The sequence below is a fragment of the Methylophilus medardicus genome (genome assembly GCF_006363955.1).
GTDB classification, from domain to species: domain Bacteria; phylum Pseudomonadota; class Gammaproteobacteria; order Burkholderiales; family Methylophilaceae; genus Methylophilus; species Methylophilus medardensis.
The window spans coordinates 2,006,950-2,022,358 of sequence record NZ_CP040948.1 but is presented as its reverse complement, the minus strand read 5'-3'; the positions used below and the strand labels follow the sequence as shown (position 1 = coordinate 2,022,358).

The following is a 15,409-nucleotide window of genomic DNA, read 5'->3' as shown; positions in this document are numbered from 1 at the left end:
TGAATCCAAACCTAGCCGTTATATGGCCGAAAAAGAGAATACAATAAAACTAAAGCGTGAGCCGCGCATTCGTTTTCAAATCAACGCTAACCTAGCTTGCTTGTGGTGTGTGAGCAGATGAAATCGCTAGGCCAGTCACCCCGGTTAGGATTCATTTTTTTGCGCGTTTAACTCAAACTTCTCATACGCGTTGATAATCTTTTGTACCAACGGATGTCGAACGACATCCTGTGACAGAAAGTGCGTGAAGGCTATGCCTTTCACGTCTTTGAGAATCTTCTGCGCCTCTACTAGGCCGCTTTTCTGGTGACGCTGTAAGTCAATCTGTGTCACGTCGCCTGTGATCACCGCTTTGGTGCCAAAGCCGATACGAGTTAAAAACATTTTCATTTGTTCAGGTGTTGTATTTTGCGCTTCATCTAGAATAATAAAGCTTTGGTTCAGCGTGCGGCCGCGCATGTAAGCAAGCGGCGCGACTTCAATCGCTCCTCGTTCAAACATTTTATTCACGGTATCGTAGCCCGCCAAGTCATATAGCGCGTCATACAAAGGGCGCAGGTAGGGATCCACTTTCTGATTCAAGTCGCCAGGTAAAAAGCCTAGACGTTCACCGGCCTCTACCGCCGGTCGGACCAATACAATTCTTTTCACCCGATCACGCGTCATGGCATCTACCGCACTGGCGACGGCGAGATAGGTTTTGCCGGTGCCTGCTGGGCCGATACCAAACGTAATATCGTGGTCTTGAATTTGCTGCAAATAGCTGACCTGACGGGGTGTGCGGCCATGCAGGTCGCCGCGCCGCGTCATCAATGCCGGCATGTGGCTACTGGCGACTTGCTCGGGTTTGAGTTTGTCGATTTCTACTAACCCTAGCTGGATATCTTCCAGCTCGATTGGTTTTTTTGCGCGCCCATAGAAATTCTCTAGCAATTGTGCGCCCAGCCGCATATTACTTTGTGTGCCGCTTAAGTGAAATGTGTTGCCACGACGGTTGATGTCAATATCGAGCCCATTGGCTAATTGGCGGATGTTTTCATCGAGTGGGCCACATAAGTTAGCCAGCATCAGATTGTCTTCGGGCGTTAGGGTAATTTCCATGCTTCATTCACAATTTCGCCAACCAGGCGTTTGGGGTTATAGACATCGGTGATCTTGACTTCGACCATGTGATGGATAAAACGTGCGTCGGCTGCAATATCTACTACGCGGCCATTGTCGGTTTTGCCCGCTAACAGGCCTGGGTCTTTCCAAGAAGGCCCATCAATCAGCACGCGTTGCACCGTGCCTAACATGGCGCGGCTGATCGCATCGCCATTGGCTTCGTTTTCAGTTTGCAGCTGCTTCAGCCATGCGGCTTTTTCGCTGGTAGGCGTCTCGTCTGGCAGATAGCTGGCCGGGGTGCCCGGCCGCGGACTGTATAAAAAGCTGAAGCTGTAATCAAAGCCAACGTCGCGCATCAGTTTGAGTGTGGCTTGAAAGTCTTTTTCCGTCTCGCCAGGGAAGCCCACGATGATGTCGCTCGTGATGGTCAGCGCCGGATTGGCTGCTTTGAGTTTGCGAATCAGACCTTTGTACTGCAGCGTCGTATAGTTACGTTTCATCGCCATCAGAATACGATCGCTGCCGGCTTGCACCGGCAGGTGCAATTGATTGGCCAGTTTGGGCACCGTCGCATGGCAGGCAATCAGACGCTCACTCATTTCGTTCGGGTGGCTGGTGGTATAACGAATACGCTCAATTTGTGGAATCTCAGCAATGGTCTCAATTAGTAAGGCCAAGTCTGCCTCAATGCCTTGATATTGCACACGGTAGGCGTTCACGTTTTGTCCAAGCAAGGTGAGTTCTTTGACGCCTTGCTCCGCCAGTTGTATGGCCTCAGTCAGCACATCTTCAAACGGGCGCGAAAACTCTTCGCCTCGCGTGTAAGGCACCACGCAAAAACTACAATATTTACTGCAGCCTTCCATGATGCTTAAAAAGGCAGTGGCGCCTTCAATGCGTGGCGGCGGCAAATGGTCAAATTTTTCAATTTCAGGGAAGGTGATGTCGACCTGCGGTTTGTTTTCAGTGCGCTTGGCTTGGATCAGTGCGGGCAGGCGGTGCAAGGTTTGCGGTCCAAACACTACGTCCACATATGGGGCACGTTTGATAATCGCATCGCCTTCTTGGCTGGCGACGCAACCGCCGACGCCAATCACTAGATTGGGGTTTTTTTGTTTGAGCGGAATCATGCGACCAAGGTGGCTGAATACTTTTTCTTCGGCTTTTTCACGCACCGAGCAGGTGTTGAGCAGGATCACATCCGCTTCTTCCATGTTGTCGGTCTGGGTCATCCCATCATGTTCGCGCATGAGATCCACCATGCGTGAGGCATCGTACTCGTTCATCTGGCAACCAAACGACTTGATGAATATTTTTTTTCCGCTGTCCTGCTTCATGAAAGGCTAAATTTCTCACAAAAACAGTATTTTAGCGTATTTGCAGGTGAAACCCTAGGTCACATTCAATCCCCGGTCACCGAGGCTCTGCGGTAAAATAAGCTTTTTTATACAAGCCTAGTTTCATGCAAGCCTTACCGATTTTTTTTAATATTGCGCAACGACCTTGTATTGTGATCGGCGGGGGCGATGTTGCCACACGTAAGGTGCTGATGTTGCGCAAGGCACAGGGTCAGATTACTGTTATTTCTCCTGCGTTGTGCGATGAGTTGCGTGTGCTGGCTGAGCAAGGGGAGATCGCGTACGTACCGGCTGAGTTTCACGCTGAGCAGTTGACCAGTGCTTGTTTAGTCATTGCAGCCACCGATGATGAGTCGGTGAATGAGGCCGTTTCTATTGCCGCTAAACGCCTGAATATCCCGGTGAATGTGGTTGATGCGCCAGCCTTATGCACCTTTACCATGGGGTCTATTATTGACCGCAGTCCAATCGTGATCGCGATTTCTAGTGAGGGCAATGCGCCGGTGCTGGCGCGGCACATTCGCAGCAAGATTGAAACCATGTTGCCTGCGGCGTATGGCCGAATCGCGAATATTGCGGGTGAGTTTCGTGAGCAAGTGAAAGCCAAGTTTACCAATATGCCCGCACGGCGCCGTTTTTGGGAGGATGTCCTCAATGGGCCGTTGGTCGAGCGGGTATTGTCCGGCCAAGAGCACGCGGCGCGCGAGCTGCTAGCGTCATTATTGCAACAAACGGAAGATGCGCCCACCCGCGGTGAAGTCTATCTAGTGGGTGGTGGGCCGGGGGATCCCGATTTGCTCACCTTTAGGGCGTTGCGCTTGATGCAGCAATGCGATGTTTGCGTCTATGACAAATTAGTCAGTAAAGAGGTGATGGAGCTGGTGCGGCGCGATGCCGAGTTGGTGTTTGTGGGTAAATCACGCGACCAGCATACGTTGCCGCAAGAAGAAATTAACCAATTGCTGGCGCGGCTCGCGCTTGAGGGCAAGCGTGTCTTGCGCTTAAAAGGCGGCGACCCGTTTATTTTTGGTCGCGGTGGTGAAGAGATTGAAACCCTGATGCAGCATGGCGTGCCATTTCAAGTCGTGCCCGGAATTACGGCAGCCAATGGCGTCTCCACTTATGCGGGGATTCCCCTAACGCACCGAGATTATGCACAAGCCTGCTTGTTTATTACCGGGCATTTGAAAGATGGCACGGTAGATCTCGACTGGCAAGCGATGGCACGGCCGAATCAAACCGTGGTTATTTATATGGGCTTGGTGGGCTTGGCGCAAATTTGCAGCAATCTGATCGCGCAAGGCGTGTCGCCCGACATGCCTGCTGCGGTGATTCAGCAGGGGACAACACAAAAGCAGCGGGTGGTGGAATCTACCCTGCAACACTTAGCGGCCGAAGTGGCTGCTGCTGGCTTGAAACCGCCTAGCCTTACAATTATTGGAGAGGTCGTGAAGTTGCGCGCGCGACTTAACTGGTTTACGCCAGCGGAATAGTCAATGCAGCGCCTGCGTGCGGGTATCAAGCATTGGGCAAAATCGGCAGCGAGAGCCTGGCTTCCAGCCCGCCCTCCGGCCGATTGAGTAAGGCGAGTTGCCCGCTATGTAAGGTGGCAATCCGGTTGCAAATGGCCAGTCCGAGGCCACTGCCGCCTTCATATTTGTTGCGGGCGCTATCCATGCGCTCGAATGGGCGCAATAAGCGCTCGGCATGTTCAGGGGGGATGCCAGGGCCGTTGTCGAGCACACTAATCACGATTTTGTCGGCCATCACTTGGCTGCGCACTTCTACTTTTCCTTTGCCGTAGTTGTAGGCATTGCCGACGAGGTTGTCCAACAAACGCTGCATGGCAAGCGGGCGGATCGGAATAAAATACTTCGGACCCAATGAGACTTTCAGTTCGCGGCCCGCACGGCGCTGGCGTTCTGCCAAGGCGTGCAGCAAATCATTGATGTCCATCATGCGGGTCGGTTCCCCCTCCACCCCACGCACAAAGTCTAAAAACTGGTGAATGATATTATCCATATCAGAAATATCTTCAATCATGCCGTGTTTCATGTAGTCCGCTTCTTGCGGCAGCATTTCAACCGCCAGCCGCAAGCGCGCCAAAGGCGTCCGAATGTCGTGCGATACGCCAGCCAGCAATAGTGTGCGCTCTGCATCCAGCCTGGCCAAAGACTCAGCCATTTCATTAAAAGTGTGCGTCACTTCGCGGAGTTCTTCTACGCTGTCTTCGGGTAATTTGGGCGCGGGTTCACCGTTACGCAAGCGCTCGGCGGCATGCACCAGCATGGTCAGCGGTCGGTTGATTCTCGCGGTCAACAGGTAGCCGCCAATCAGTGACAATAGCCCGACTACCGCTGCCCAGCCTAGCCAGTGCCATGGAAAAGGGCGGTCGACCTGAATTTTAGGGATCACCACCCAGAAATCATCTTGTCCAACGTTAAAGCTAATCCAAAGACCAGGAATATCGTAGTGATTGACTGTGATAATGGTCTCTTCGCCTAAGCGCTCACGGATTTTTTGCGCGACCAAATTGATGAACGGATCCAGCGGGAGTGGTTCAATATCTTCTAAAAAGTCTGCGGCATACACACGTACGCCTTCGCGTCCGGAGAGCTCAGACAATAGGGCGAGTCTGCGGTTTTCGTGGGAGGCGATTAAAGATGCACGCGTGTAATTCACAATGGTCACTGCTTGCAAAGCTGCCGCAGTCGCTCTTGGTTCACGATCGAAGTAATCAAAGATTTTGAGCGAAGCATAGATACTGACCGCCAATAAAATGGCGATCAGTAACATGATGCGAGAGAGCAGTCTGCGAGGCAGTAAGCGCACGGGTGTGACTTCAGGCGGGCCGCTTATTGCGGTGCTTCACCGTCTGGAATAAAGACATAACCAAAGCCCCACATGGTTTGCAAATAGCGAGGATGCGCAGGGTCAGGCTCGATGATGCGGCGTAGGCGTGACACTTGCACATCGATGCTTCGATCGAACACATCCAGCTCACGCCCTCGCGCTAGCTGCATCAGGCGATCGCGCGACAAAGGTTGACGTGGGTGCTCAGTGAACACTTTGAGCAGTGTAAATTCGCCGCTGGTAATGGTGATGGGTACACCATTCTTGGTGAGGCTGCGTGTGTTGATATCGAACACGAACTCGCCAAATTGGAAAGAGGCATTTTTTTCTTCGACCACCTGTTTTGGGGTGATTTCGTGGCGGCGTAATACTGCATTGATCCGGGCCAGTAACTCACGCGGGTTGAACGGCTTGGGCAGATAGTCGTCGGCGCCCATCTCCAGACCAACGATACGATCCACTTCATCTCCACGCGCGGTCAGCATGATGATAGGGGTTACATGATTGGCGCCGCGTAGCCTACGGCAAATGGCAAGGCCATCTTCGCCGGGCAACATCAGGTCGAGAATTAACAGGTCAAAGCTCTCTGCTGCCATGGCTTTGTCGAGCTCTCTACCATCGGAAACGGATTTGATATTGAAGCCTTGTTCTGTCAGGTAGCGCTGTAAAAGTTCGCGCATCCGCAAATCATCATCTACCATCAATATTTTTTTTAACTGTTCTGCCATTACGTACCTTTTTACACAGAAGCGGGCGTGTCTGTTAACGCGCTTGGTCTCCAACAGGATGACCTGACAATGGACATTAAAACGGCTTAGCCGTAAAACTTATCTTTATTATTATACTCCAAGCCGTATGCCGCAAGAAATGGGCATGGTTACAACTTGGTTACAAATAGCGTGAATGATGAAACATTGCATTTACAATCGTGAGGCAAGATAGCCCCCTGAAAATGGTAGCGATGGTCATGAAACAAGCTATTTTTTGTTAAATCTGTTGATGCCTTGACCATGGTTGCGTTATGTTTGTCAGCCTGATTTTAAAGTCAGGCGATATCTGTGATGTTTATTTTCTTGGTTTTACTTTGAATAGATGGTTTAAACGCTATGAGTGAAACAGGAACGAAGGTATTACGTTTGGATGTGGATGTGTAGAGCGAACAAACATTTGAAAGAGGTTTTTTTGCTAACAACGACCATGTTGCTGGCGGTGCCTGCTTTTGCTGATCTAAAGATGCCAATTCGGCTATCTGACAATCGCATGGTGGAGAATGATGATGTCGGCCTGTCTAAAACCCTAGAACACAACTTCAGCCCAGAAGACCGCGCCCGTTTGCGTAAAGCCCTTTCAGATTACGCCCGTAACACCGATCCTGACCACCAAGCCATGATGCAAAAACGCAAGGCGATGCATGACAGCATTTCGCAGCGTTTTAATGAATGTAACCGCGACAACGATGAGTCGTTGGACCGCGAAGAGGCTACCTTGTGCCTGCCACAAGTCGCGCGACATTTTTCTTATGTTGATCTCGATGGCAATGGGGTGATTACTTTGGATGAGCTTGAAAATGCCTATGCCAAGATGGTCGAGCGGCAGCGTGAAGCCGAGGCTAAGACCCAAGCGCAAGCATCAATCATGAACGAATCGGACGCGGATGCAAAAGCCAGAAGCAAACCTAAATCGCCAAATTCAGTTATTCCAGCCAACAGTCCTCTCAATGCCACTGGCAAAGATGTTTCAGTGATCCGTAAACGCCCCAGCTAACGCTTAGCCAACATGCCCTCCAGCATTCCATTTTCCGTGCATGCGGGTTTGCCGCACCCCCTTGTTTTGACGCTGACCGTGTGATTCCAGAGATGGATATCAGTCAATTATCGTTTGTCTGGTATCGAGGCTTACAGGCCATCTCGGCGGCGGATTGGCAAGCCTTGGCAGGCGCACATCCCATGCTCGATTACCATTTTCTACGCGCATTTGAGTTGTCTGCAGCGGTAGATCATCAAACCGGTTGGACGCCCTATCACCTTGCGGTGTTCGAGGGTGCGCAATTAGTCGCCGCGGCCCCTTGTTATTTAAAAACGCATTCTTACGGCGAATATGTTTTCGATTGGTCATGGGCGGAAGCTTACGAACAGGCGGGTGGCCAATATTATCCCAAGCTGATTTCCGCCATTCCGTTTTCGCCAGTGACAGGCCCGCGTTTACTTATTCATCCTGATTACACCGCGCCGCAGGCGTTGGCGATAGCCATGGTGTCGCAAATGCGGGCGTTATGCCAAAGCCATGGTTTTTCTGGCTTGCATGTGTTGTTCCCAGATGCGTCGTCGGCGAATGCTTGCGCAGAGACTGAGGGATTGCGTCGCACGGGTGTGCAGTTTCGTTGGGAAAACCTGTCCTATGTCGATTGGGAGGCGTTTCTTGCGGTGCTCAGTCGCGACAAGCGCAAGAAGATTCGCCAGGAGCGCAACAAAGTGCAGCAGCAGGGGGTGCAATGCCGCGTCATGACGGGACACACCGTGTCGCCGGAAGCCTTGGCTTTGTTTTATCAGTGCTATTGCAACACCTATCACCGGCATGGCAGTTCACCCTATCTACCGCTCACATTTTTTGAGCAAGTCGTTCGCGAGATGCCAGATCAGTTTATCTTGTTCATTGCATCCCAGGACGGCGTGGATGTGGCCGCCAGTGTCTGTGTATTAGGCCAAGATACCCTATATGGGCGCTACTGGGGCAGCTTAAGAGACATCTCTTGTTTGCATTTTGAGTTGTGCTATTACCAGCCACAACAGTTTTGTATCGGTCATGGCATCCGCTATTTTGAAGGCGGCGCGCAAGGGGTGCACAAGCTGGCACGCGGCTTTGTGCCTTACACGACCTGTTCTTATCATTGGTTGACTCACCCTGACTTTCATCAAAGTGTGGCCCGTTTTCTCGATCGCGAAGCCGGGACGATGCAAGCATATGTGGATGAACTGGAAGAGCGCAGTCCTTACAAAGTCACCCCCGCTTCAGACTAAGTGATTCTTCTGGATTTACCAGGGAATCTCTTGACCGTCATAGGCAATAAAGTGACCTGATTGATGGGTATCTAGTTGCGCAATCACTTGGCGTAATCCGCGCACACTGGTCTGGGTATCAATCAATCCATTGGGCCCGCCCATCTCTGTGCGTACCCAGCCAGGGTGTAAAGCCGCCACGGTGATATTAGACGGGCGTAAGTCGATGGCGAGACTTTTAACCACCATGTTCAAAGCTGTTTTGCTGCTGCGATAAATATATTCTCCACCACGACCATTGTCAGCAATACTGCCCATTTTGCTGGTCATGGCGATGAATTTGGCGGCATCCGCGCGCTGCAATTGTGGTAAAAAAGCCTCTGCCAAATAATATGTAGAGAGCGTATTCACTTGAAAGGCATGTAACCAGGCCTGCACATCGGTGTTGCCGAACGCGCTGTCTGGATAGGTGCCGGCATTGCTGATCAAAATATCCACGGTGAGCGTGGATAGCACGTTAGCCAATGCACGAATGGCGGACACATCAGCGACCTCTAGCGTCAGTAACTCCACGTTGTCATGCTGGCTGGCCAGATGTCTTAGCGCCGCTGCCTGGTTGAGATCGCGGACCGTGGCATACACCTGATCACCGTTTTCGGCATACTGCTTGACGTATTCCAGCCCAATGCCGCGATTTGCCCCCGTGATCAAGACCGTTTTTGTGTGCATACTTTAGCTCCTGTATTAGTATCCGCAGAATCTGCGATATGATGGAATTTTACGCTGGTTCGCGTGCCAGCGGAGTGACTTTGCAAAGGCAATGAGGTGTTTGAGTTGATGAATGTGCGTAACAATTTTGCAACGGCCTGCGTGTTAGGCGTTTTAATCTGCTTCATGGCTACAGCCATTGCGGGTGGGATGGATATCAGTAAGAAAATCCCATTGAGACCTTCTTTACTCAAGCCCGAAGATGTGGCGGTGATTTACAACGTCAATGATGCGCAGAGCGAAGAGGTCGCAAAGTATTATATGCAAGCGCGACAAGTGCCAGCCGAGAACCTGATTGGTGTGGAATTGCCTAGGCATGCCAAAGACGCGCTGAGCGTGTCGGAGTTTGAATCGTTAAAAGCGCAATTGGATGCCAAGCTGAATCAACAGCAAGTCCTGTTGCTAGTGTGGCGCACCCCCTTCGCCGTGCAATGCAATAGCCTCACCAGTGCCCTGACGCTCGGGCTGGATTTAAATCAATGCCGCAAAACCTGTGATCCGGGCCGCGACAGCCCTTTCTTTAATAGTGGGTCCCTGAGGCCTTGGGCAGACCATCATCTGCGACTCTCAATGTTGTTGCCGATCAGCACTGTTGAATCAACCAAGGCATTAATTGATCGTGGCGTGCTCAGTGAATTCAGCTTAAATGAGGCCGATGGCTATTTCCTTAAAACACGCGATGTGGCGCGCTCCAAACCCCGTGAAGCCTTTTTCCCGCAAGATGGTATGACCATCAAGTCCAAAAAATTAACGCTACATACCTTAAATCAAGAATCAATTGAGAAGCAGACCGCAGTGATGTTTTATTTCACCGGGCAAAAGCAGGTGGACTTCATGTTGACCAACACTTACTTGCCCGGCGCAATTGCCGATCATTTGACCTCTAGCGGCGGGGTTTTAGCCAACTACAATGACCAGATGCCAGCTTCGCGTTGGCTAGATGCCGGGGCTACCGGGAGTTATGGCACGGTTTCCGAACCCTGCAATTACTGGCAGAAATTCCCCAATCCGCAAATCGTGCTTGGGCATTATCTCGCTGGCGAAACCTTAATTGAGGCCTATTGGAAAAGCGTGAAATGGCCGATGCAGGGCCAATTTGTGGGTGAGCCGCTGGCCAAGCCCTATGCCAAAAATGCGCCGCTCACGGCTGAATAACCGCATCGCGCTGGCCTAGTTGACTGTCATCATGCTGTCATTGCTAGCCAGCAGATGTGTCGTATAATCGCCGACATCGGTGTGTTGAGAATAGCTTGTGCAAGATATTCGTTGGAAAGCGTTCTGGAGTCTACTGTTTTGGGCAATGTTTTGCCTGATGGTCGGCTGGTTTAGCAGTGCAGACACTGCATGGTTGCTATTTTCTGTCGGGGCTTTAGCCTACCTGGCCGGCCACTTATACTGGACACATCGCTTATACCAGTGGGCGTTAAAACCTAGCCTAAACTTCATGCCTAATGGCAAAGGTATCTGGGAAGATATCTTTGCTAACCTCTATCATGAGATGCGGCGTCACTCTCGCAGTCAGAGTCAACTCAGCAGCTCGCTGGAGCGATTGCGGCACGCCACCAGTGCTTTGCCGGACGGGGTGGTGGTACTCAATAACCGCAATGAAATCGAGTGGTTCAACGAGCCAGCGATTCAGCGTCTGGGACTCAAACGCCATCACGATGAAAGTCAGCCGATTTATTACTTGGTTAGGCAGGCCGAGTTTGTGCAATATTTGCAGGCGGAGGATTACAGTGAGCCGCTCAAACTTAAATCTTGGCGCAGTCCGGATATCACGCTTGAATTACAGATTATTCCCTTTGCAAGCAAACAGCGCTTGCTGATTTGCCGTGATGTGTCTGCGATTGAAAAAACAGAAGTGATGCGACGTGACTTTATCGCGAATGTGTCGCATGAGTTGCGAACACCACTGACCGTGATTGGTGGTTTTCTTGAAACCATCGGCGATATGCAAGGGGAGATTTCGCCCGATATCCAGCCTTATTTTGACATGATGCAATCACAGACCACGCGTATGCGCCGCATCATTGAAGATCTGCTCACCTTGTCTCGTTTAGAAAATAACGTGACACTCAAAGATGAAGCCGATATCGCCATGCCGGCAATACTGAATTTGCTGCTCAAGGATGCACAGGCCCTAAGTCAGGGGCAGCATACGGTACGTTTGCACCTAGAGACAGAGGTTAACATTCGCGGCAGCTACAACGAGTTGTTGAGCGCATTGAGCAATCTGACCAGCAACGCTGTGCGCTATACCCCGGCAAAAGGCTGTATCGATATTTATTGGCAATTGCGTGGAGAAGAGGCAGTGTTTACGGTGCAAGACACGGGCATTGGTATTGAGTCACACCATCTGCCACGCCTGACTGAGCGTTTTTACCGCGTAGACAGCGGCCGAAGCCGTGATACCGGCGGCACTGGCTTAGGCTTGTCAATTGTGAAACACATTTTGCATCACCATCAGGCGAGCTTGCAGATTGAGAGTGAACCTGGACAAGGTAGTCGGTTCATTATCGTGTTTCCTGCGCAGCGGGTGCTGCCTGCATGAGGCTTTTCGGCTGGCTGGTAATGCTATTACTGCTGGCCGGTTGTAGCACCATGCCTGCGGGTGGATATGTGGATTCACCGAATGGGCGTCCGGTGCCTGTTCGGCAAGACCGCAACACGCTGCATCAGTTGGTTAAAACTGACCTCGATCGGGTGGCGGACATTGAATACAGTGAAAATGTGGCTACCTTGCGTTTGCTCATGCTCAAGCTGTACAAGCGAAATCCGGCCGAGGCGCTCAAGTCTGGGCTCGGGACCCCAGAGCAAATTGCCAGTCATGTCTTTGAAAACTGGGCGGTACACCATTGGCAATTTGAGAGTCTCGGGCGCGCGCAAGAGACCGCTGCGATTACCTTGGCTTTAAATCCGCAATATAGCGGTGATCGAGTGCTGGCCTTGGTGGTGGGCATACAGTCGATGCTGTTTCGAGCGCATGGTCAAAAGTCTGCCTTTTTTATCACGGATAGCATCGAGCCGCAAAACTTGTACAATGCAGCCAGAAACATTGAAATTGCAGTGTGGAAATTAGCCCATGCCAAAAATGCGCAAGGGGAGTTGTTACTGCTCACCAATAGCCAGCCGGGAGAGGTACAAAACCTCAGTTTTGAGCGTGAATTCAGTAAGCTCATCGCGCGCACCGATTTGCTGGCATTAACCTTGGCTGAAAAGTCTCAGCGTTTTATTTCTCGGCTCACGCAAAGCATTACCACGGCCCCTTTTCTACCTTTTAGATAACGTATATTCATGTCCCCCGCACGCACCTTACTGAACGGCCTGACCCCAGCACAATTCATGGCCGAATATTGGCAAAAAAAGCCATTGTTGATCCGTGGCGCCATCCCTGATTTTGAGAGCTTCTTGAGTCCTGAAGCGCTTGCTGGATTAGCGTGTGATGCGGAGGTGCCTGCCCGATTGATCCAATGCGATCCCCAACGCGCGCAGTCTGCGGCGGGTTGGCAAGTCACACAAGGCCCGTTCGACGACGATGATTTTACGCGCTTGCCGGCGAAAGATTGGACATTGCTGGTGCAAGGCATCAATCATGTCTTGCCAGAAGCGCAGGCACTATTGTCACAATTCAACTTCATTCCCACCGCCAGATTAGACGATGTGATGGTGAGCTACGCACCGACGGGCGGGGGCGTGGGGCCGCATATTGATAGTTATGATGTATTTTTGTTGCAAGGGGCTGGTCAACGGCGCTGGCGCATCAGCCAGCAAACGGATTTACGGTTGATAGAGGGTGCTCCGCTGCGCATCCTGTCGCATTTTGTCACTGAACAAGAGTGGGTGCTGGCGCCGGGCGATATGTTGTATCTGCCGCCCAATGTTGCACACTGGGGCATTGCCGAAGATGACGACTGTATGACTTATTCGATTGGCTTCCGCGCACCGGCAGCGAGAGAGTTGGCGATTGAGTTCCTCGATGCTTGTCGTCAGGAAGGCCTGCCTGATGCATTGTATCGTGACCCGGATTTGCTGCCTGTCACAGATGCCGCTGCCATTAGTGAAGACATGGTGAACCATGTCGCCGATATGTTGCGTCAATTACCTTGGCAGCCGACGCAACTCGGGCCGTTCTTAGGGAAATATTTTTCTGAGCCGAAAAACTATGTTGTTTTTTCCCCCAATCGCAAGCTCAGCCTGCAAAAGTTTTCTCAGCGAGTACAGGCGCAAGGGGTGGTCCTAGACTTGCAAACGCAAATGTTGCATTGGCAAGGACAATACTTTATCAATGGTGAGCACGTGACCGCTCCTGCTGAGGCGGCCGCTGTATTGAACGTGTTGGCGAATCATCGGCAACTGGCGCCCGCTTTATGCCAAAACGAAACCATGTCGGTATTGATGCCATGGCTATTAGAAAGCTATCTGTTAGGCTATCTACATTTGGCCGATGAAATAGATTAATTGCATTGATACCAAACAATTTTGAGGGTTTTTTGTCGAAAAAATAGCGGGATGTGGCTAAGACACAAAAAAATCCATGTTTTTTAAGAGATTGTGCGTTCTTTTTTTAATGAATTACTGATACAATTTTTTTACTCGGCTGGTTCTGCTTCAAGGGGATTGTCCGTACATAATTTTTTGCTCATACATACTAAGGAAATAAAGATGACACGTTCTGCATTGTTGGCTGCATTGTTGGCTCTGGCTTTGACTGCTTGTGGTGAAAAACCAGCTGAAGAAGCACCTGCTGTTGAAGCTCCTGCTGCTGAAGCGCCTGCTGAGGCTCCTGCTGCTGAAGCTGCTCCTGCTGAAGCTGCACCAGCTGAAGCTGCTCCTGCTGAAGCTGCTCCTGCTGAAGCTCCAGCTGAAGAAGCTAAGTAATTCAGACTTGAGTAATCTGGATTTAAATAAACCTAGTTTACTTAAAATCTAGTTTTTACTTAGATGTAGAAAAGCCGACGAAAGTCGGCTTTTTTATTTTTGCAGTCTCAATGTAGACCGCAGGCGGCCATGCGATGGGTGATCAAGCTGCCGTTTTGAGTGAAGATAATTCGTTTGCAATGTGACAAATGCGGATGAAGTCATCTGCAATCAGCGAGGCGCCGCCAATCAGACCGCCGTCGACATCTGGCATGCTGAGTAACTGACTAGCATTACTCGGATTCATGCTGCCACCATATAACAAGGTGATGGCTTTCGCTGCTTCGGCATCTAGTAATTCAATATGGCCACGGATAAACGATAAAATCGCCTGCGCATGTTGTGGCGTCGCGGCTTTGCCAGAGCCGATAGCCCACACGGGTTCATAAGCGACAACGCCTTTTGACAGCGCTTGTGTGCCGATGTGTGCAATGACCGGATTCAACTGTCTCACGACCACTAGATCTGTTTCGCCTTGCTCATATTCTTCGAGGGTTTCTCCGATACACAAAATGGGGGTTAGGCCCGCTTGTAAGGCTGCTTCAAAGCGTATCCCGCATGTTTCATCACTGTCGAAGCCTCGCTGCCTGCGCTCTGAGTGGCCAATGATCACATAGCTACAACCAAACTCTTTGAGCATCAGTGGTGAAACTGAGCCAGTGAACGCTCCGCGCTCATGCTGGCTCATGTTTTGTCCGCCCCAGGCAATATGACTGTTTTGCAGGAGCTGCTGGGCTTGGTAAAGATAAGGATGAGGCGGGCACACCGCATAACGCGCTCGATGATGGCGCGTCTGCTGCAACAGGCTTTGCATGAATTGCTGATTGTCTGGCAAATTGCCATGCATCTTGCGATTGGCAACCACCAGCTTTGGGCGATTTGACATCACACCGTTTCCTTTAAGCGTTTTCTTTCTATAATGACGGATATTTTACAGAAAACTTGACCGTATGCCCGCATTAGATTTTTCTTTGCAAATTGCCTCTAATTCGGCTGATTTACCCTCAAACGCGCAGTTTAAACGTTGGGTCCGCGCTGCTTTGCGGGTGGATACCAGCGTGACGATCCGGATTGTTGATGAGGCTGAGGGTCGCCAGTTGAATGCAGACTATCGCGGAAAGGATTACGCAACCAATGTGTTGACCTTTCCACTCACCGAGGTGCCTGTGTTGATGGGAGATATTGTCATTTGTGCGCCGGTGGTCGCTGCAGAGTCAGTGGCGCAACACAAGCCCTTGCTGGCCCACTATGCGCATATGACGGTGCATGGCGTCTTACATTTGCACGGCTATGATCACGAAGTAGATGCGCAAGCTGAATTAATGGAGGCGATGGAAGTAGCGATCTTGCATCGACTCGGCTTTGCCAATCCCTATGCAGAATCATCTTTAACCTGACGTTGCAAATCGCTAC

At 51.0% G+C, this 15,409-nt stretch carries 15 protein-coding genes; 9 read left to right on the top strand and 6 right to left on the bottom strand.

The window, feature by feature from the left end; all coding sequences use genetic code 11:
• Positions 1-144 precede the first annotated feature (144 nt).
• Both FIT99_RS09570 and miaB read right to left on the bottom strand, forming a co-directional pair.
• Positions 145-1,101, bottom strand: a complete 957-nt coding sequence (locus tag FIT99_RS09570) for a PhoH family protein (protein ID WP_140004076.1) — start codon at positions 1,099-1,101, stop codon at positions 145-147.
• Positions 1,086-2,441, bottom strand: coding sequence for a tRNA (N6-isopentenyl adenosine(37)-C2)-methylthiotransferase MiaB (miaB, locus tag FIT99_RS09565; protein WP_140004075.1), 1,356 nt, complete (start codon positions 2,439-2,441; stop codon positions 1,086-1,088). Before miaB ends, FIT99_RS09570 begins: the two co-directional genes overlap by 16 nt.
• 125 nt (positions 2,442-2,566) lie before the next feature.
• Here miaB and cysG point away from each other — a divergent pair, with 125 nt between their 5' ends.
• Complete coding sequence (cysG, locus tag FIT99_RS09560) at positions 2,567-3,955, top strand: siroheme synthase CysG (RefSeq protein WP_140004074.1); 1,389 nt, start codon at positions 2,567-2,569, stop codon at positions 3,953-3,955.
• Positions 3,956-3,980: 25 nt separating this feature from the next.
• On the opposite strand, the gene FIT99_RS09555 is transcribed toward cysG, so the two are convergent.
• The gene (locus tag FIT99_RS09555) at positions 3,981-5,294 is read right to left on the bottom strand and encodes a sensor histidine kinase (protein WP_317616152.1); all 1,314 of its coding nucleotides are present in this window, start codon (positions 5,292-5,294) and stop codon (positions 3,981-3,983) included.
• A 23-nt stretch (positions 5,295-5,317) separates the two neighbouring features.
• On the bottom strand, positions 5,318-6,043 hold the full coding sequence (gene ompR, locus FIT99_RS09550; RefSeq protein ID WP_140004073.1) for an osmolarity response regulator transcription factor OmpR: 726 nt from the start codon (positions 6,041-6,043) through the stop codon (positions 5,318-5,320).
• A gap of 454 nt (positions 6,044-6,497) precedes the next feature.
• Here ompR and FIT99_RS09545 point away from each other — a divergent pair, with 454 nt between their 5' ends.
• Both FIT99_RS09545 and FIT99_RS09540 read left to right on the top strand, forming a co-directional pair.
• A complete protein-coding gene (locus tag FIT99_RS09545) occupies positions 6,498-7,079 on the top strand; it encodes a hypothetical protein (RefSeq protein WP_223261173.1) in 582 nt (193 codons plus the stop codon).
• 92 nt (positions 7,080-7,171) lie between these two features.
• Complete coding sequence (locus tag FIT99_RS09540; protein ID WP_140004071.1) at positions 7,172-8,332, top strand: GNAT family N-acetyltransferase; 1,161 nt, start codon at positions 7,172-7,174, stop codon at positions 8,330-8,332.
• Between the two features lie 15 nt (positions 8,333-8,347).
• On the opposite strand, the gene FIT99_RS09535 is transcribed toward FIT99_RS09540, so the two are convergent.
• Complete coding sequence (locus tag FIT99_RS09535; RefSeq protein ID WP_140004070.1) at positions 8,348-9,040, bottom strand: SDR family oxidoreductase; 693 nt, start codon at positions 9,038-9,040, stop codon at positions 8,348-8,350.
• A 165-nt stretch (positions 9,041-9,205) separates the two neighbouring features.
• Between FIT99_RS09535 and FIT99_RS09530 the strand changes: the two genes are divergently transcribed.
• From FIT99_RS09530 to FIT99_RS09510, 5 genes are all read left to right on the top strand, one after another.
• Entirely contained in the window at positions 9,206-10,234 is a 1,029-nt protein-coding gene (locus tag FIT99_RS09530; protein ID WP_223261172.1) for a TIGR03790 family protein, read from the top strand.
• 97 nt (positions 10,235-10,331) lie between these two features.
• Positions 10,332-11,630 carry a phosphate regulon sensor histidine kinase PhoR gene (phoR, locus tag FIT99_RS09525; protein WP_140004069.1) on the top strand — a complete coding sequence of 433 codons (1,299 nt, stop codon included), beginning with the start codon at positions 10,332-10,334 and terminating at the stop codon, positions 11,628-11,630.
• Between the two features lie 20 nt (positions 11,631-11,650).
• Positions 11,651-12,364, top strand: coding sequence for a hypothetical protein (locus FIT99_RS09520; RefSeq protein ID WP_223261171.1), 714 nt, complete (start codon positions 11,651-11,653; stop codon positions 12,362-12,364).
• A gap of 9 nt (positions 12,365-12,373) precedes the next feature.
• Complete coding sequence (locus FIT99_RS09515) at positions 12,374-13,537, top strand: cupin domain-containing protein (RefSeq protein WP_140004067.1); 1,164 nt, start codon at positions 12,374-12,376, stop codon at positions 13,535-13,537.
• Between the two features lie 204 nt (positions 13,538-13,741).
• On the top strand, positions 13,742-13,957 hold the full coding sequence (locus FIT99_RS09510) for a hypothetical protein (protein ID WP_140004721.1): 216 nt from the start codon (positions 13,742-13,744) through the stop codon (positions 13,955-13,957).
• A 142-nt stretch (positions 13,958-14,099) separates the two neighbouring features.
• On the opposite strand, the gene tpiA is transcribed toward FIT99_RS09510, so the two are convergent.
• Positions 14,100-14,882 (bottom strand): triose-phosphate isomerase, encoded by a 783-nt coding sequence (gene tpiA / locus FIT99_RS09505; RefSeq protein ID WP_140004066.1) that lies wholly within the window; start codon positions 14,880-14,882, stop codon positions 14,100-14,102.
• 64 nt (positions 14,883-14,946) lie between these two features.
• Here tpiA and ybeY point away from each other — a divergent pair, with 64 nt between their 5' ends.
• Complete coding sequence (gene ybeY, locus FIT99_RS09500; RefSeq protein WP_140004065.1) at positions 14,947-15,393, top strand: rRNA maturation RNase YbeY; 447 nt, start codon at positions 14,947-14,949, stop codon at positions 15,391-15,393.
• Positions 15,394-15,409 lie beyond the last annotated feature (16 nt).

Excerpts from the sequence above, each read along its gene's own strand:
- FIT99_RS09530 (WP_223261172.1), top strand. The coding sequence starts at position 9,206 with ATGGCTACAGCCATTGCGGGTGGGATGGATATCAGTAAGAAAATCCCA.
- FIT99_RS09510 (WP_140004721.1), top strand. The coding sequence starts at position 13,742 with ATGACACGTTCTGCATTGTTGGCTGCATTGTTGGCTCTGGCTTTGACT.
- FIT99_RS09535 (WP_140004070.1), bottom strand. The coding sequence starts at position 9,040 with ATGCACACAAAAACGGTCTTGATCACGGGGGCAAATCGCGGCATTGGG.
- miaB (WP_140004075.1), bottom strand. The coding sequence starts at position 2,441 with ATGAAGCAGGACAGCGGAAAAAAAATATTCATCAAGTCGTTTGGTTGC.
- tpiA (WP_140004066.1), bottom strand. The coding sequence starts at position 14,882 with ATGTCAAATCGCCCAAAGCTGGTGGTTGCCAATCGCAAGATGCATGGC.
- FIT99_RS09570 (WP_140004076.1), bottom strand. The coding sequence starts at position 1,101 with ATGGAAATTACCCTAACGCCCGAAGACAATCTGATGCTGGCTAACTTA.
- FIT99_RS09540 (WP_140004071.1), top strand. The coding sequence starts at position 7,172 with ATGGATATCAGTCAATTATCGTTTGTCTGGTATCGAGGCTTACAGGCC.
- ompR (WP_140004073.1), bottom strand. The coding sequence starts at position 6,043 with ATGGCAGAACAGTTAAAAAAAATATTGATGGTAGATGATGATTTGCGG.
- ybeY (WP_140004065.1), top strand. The coding sequence starts at position 14,947 with ATGCCCGCATTAGATTTTTCTTTGCAAATTGCCTCTAATTCGGCTGAT.
- FIT99_RS09515 (WP_140004067.1), top strand. The coding sequence starts at position 12,374 with ATGTCCCCCGCACGCACCTTACTGAACGGCCTGACCCCAGCACAATTC.
- FIT99_RS09520 (WP_223261171.1), top strand. The coding sequence starts at position 11,651 with ATGCTATTACTGCTGGCCGGTTGTAGCACCATGCCTGCGGGTGGATAT.
- cysG (WP_140004074.1), top strand. The coding sequence starts at position 2,567 with ATGCAAGCCTTACCGATTTTTTTTAATATTGCGCAACGACCTTGTATT.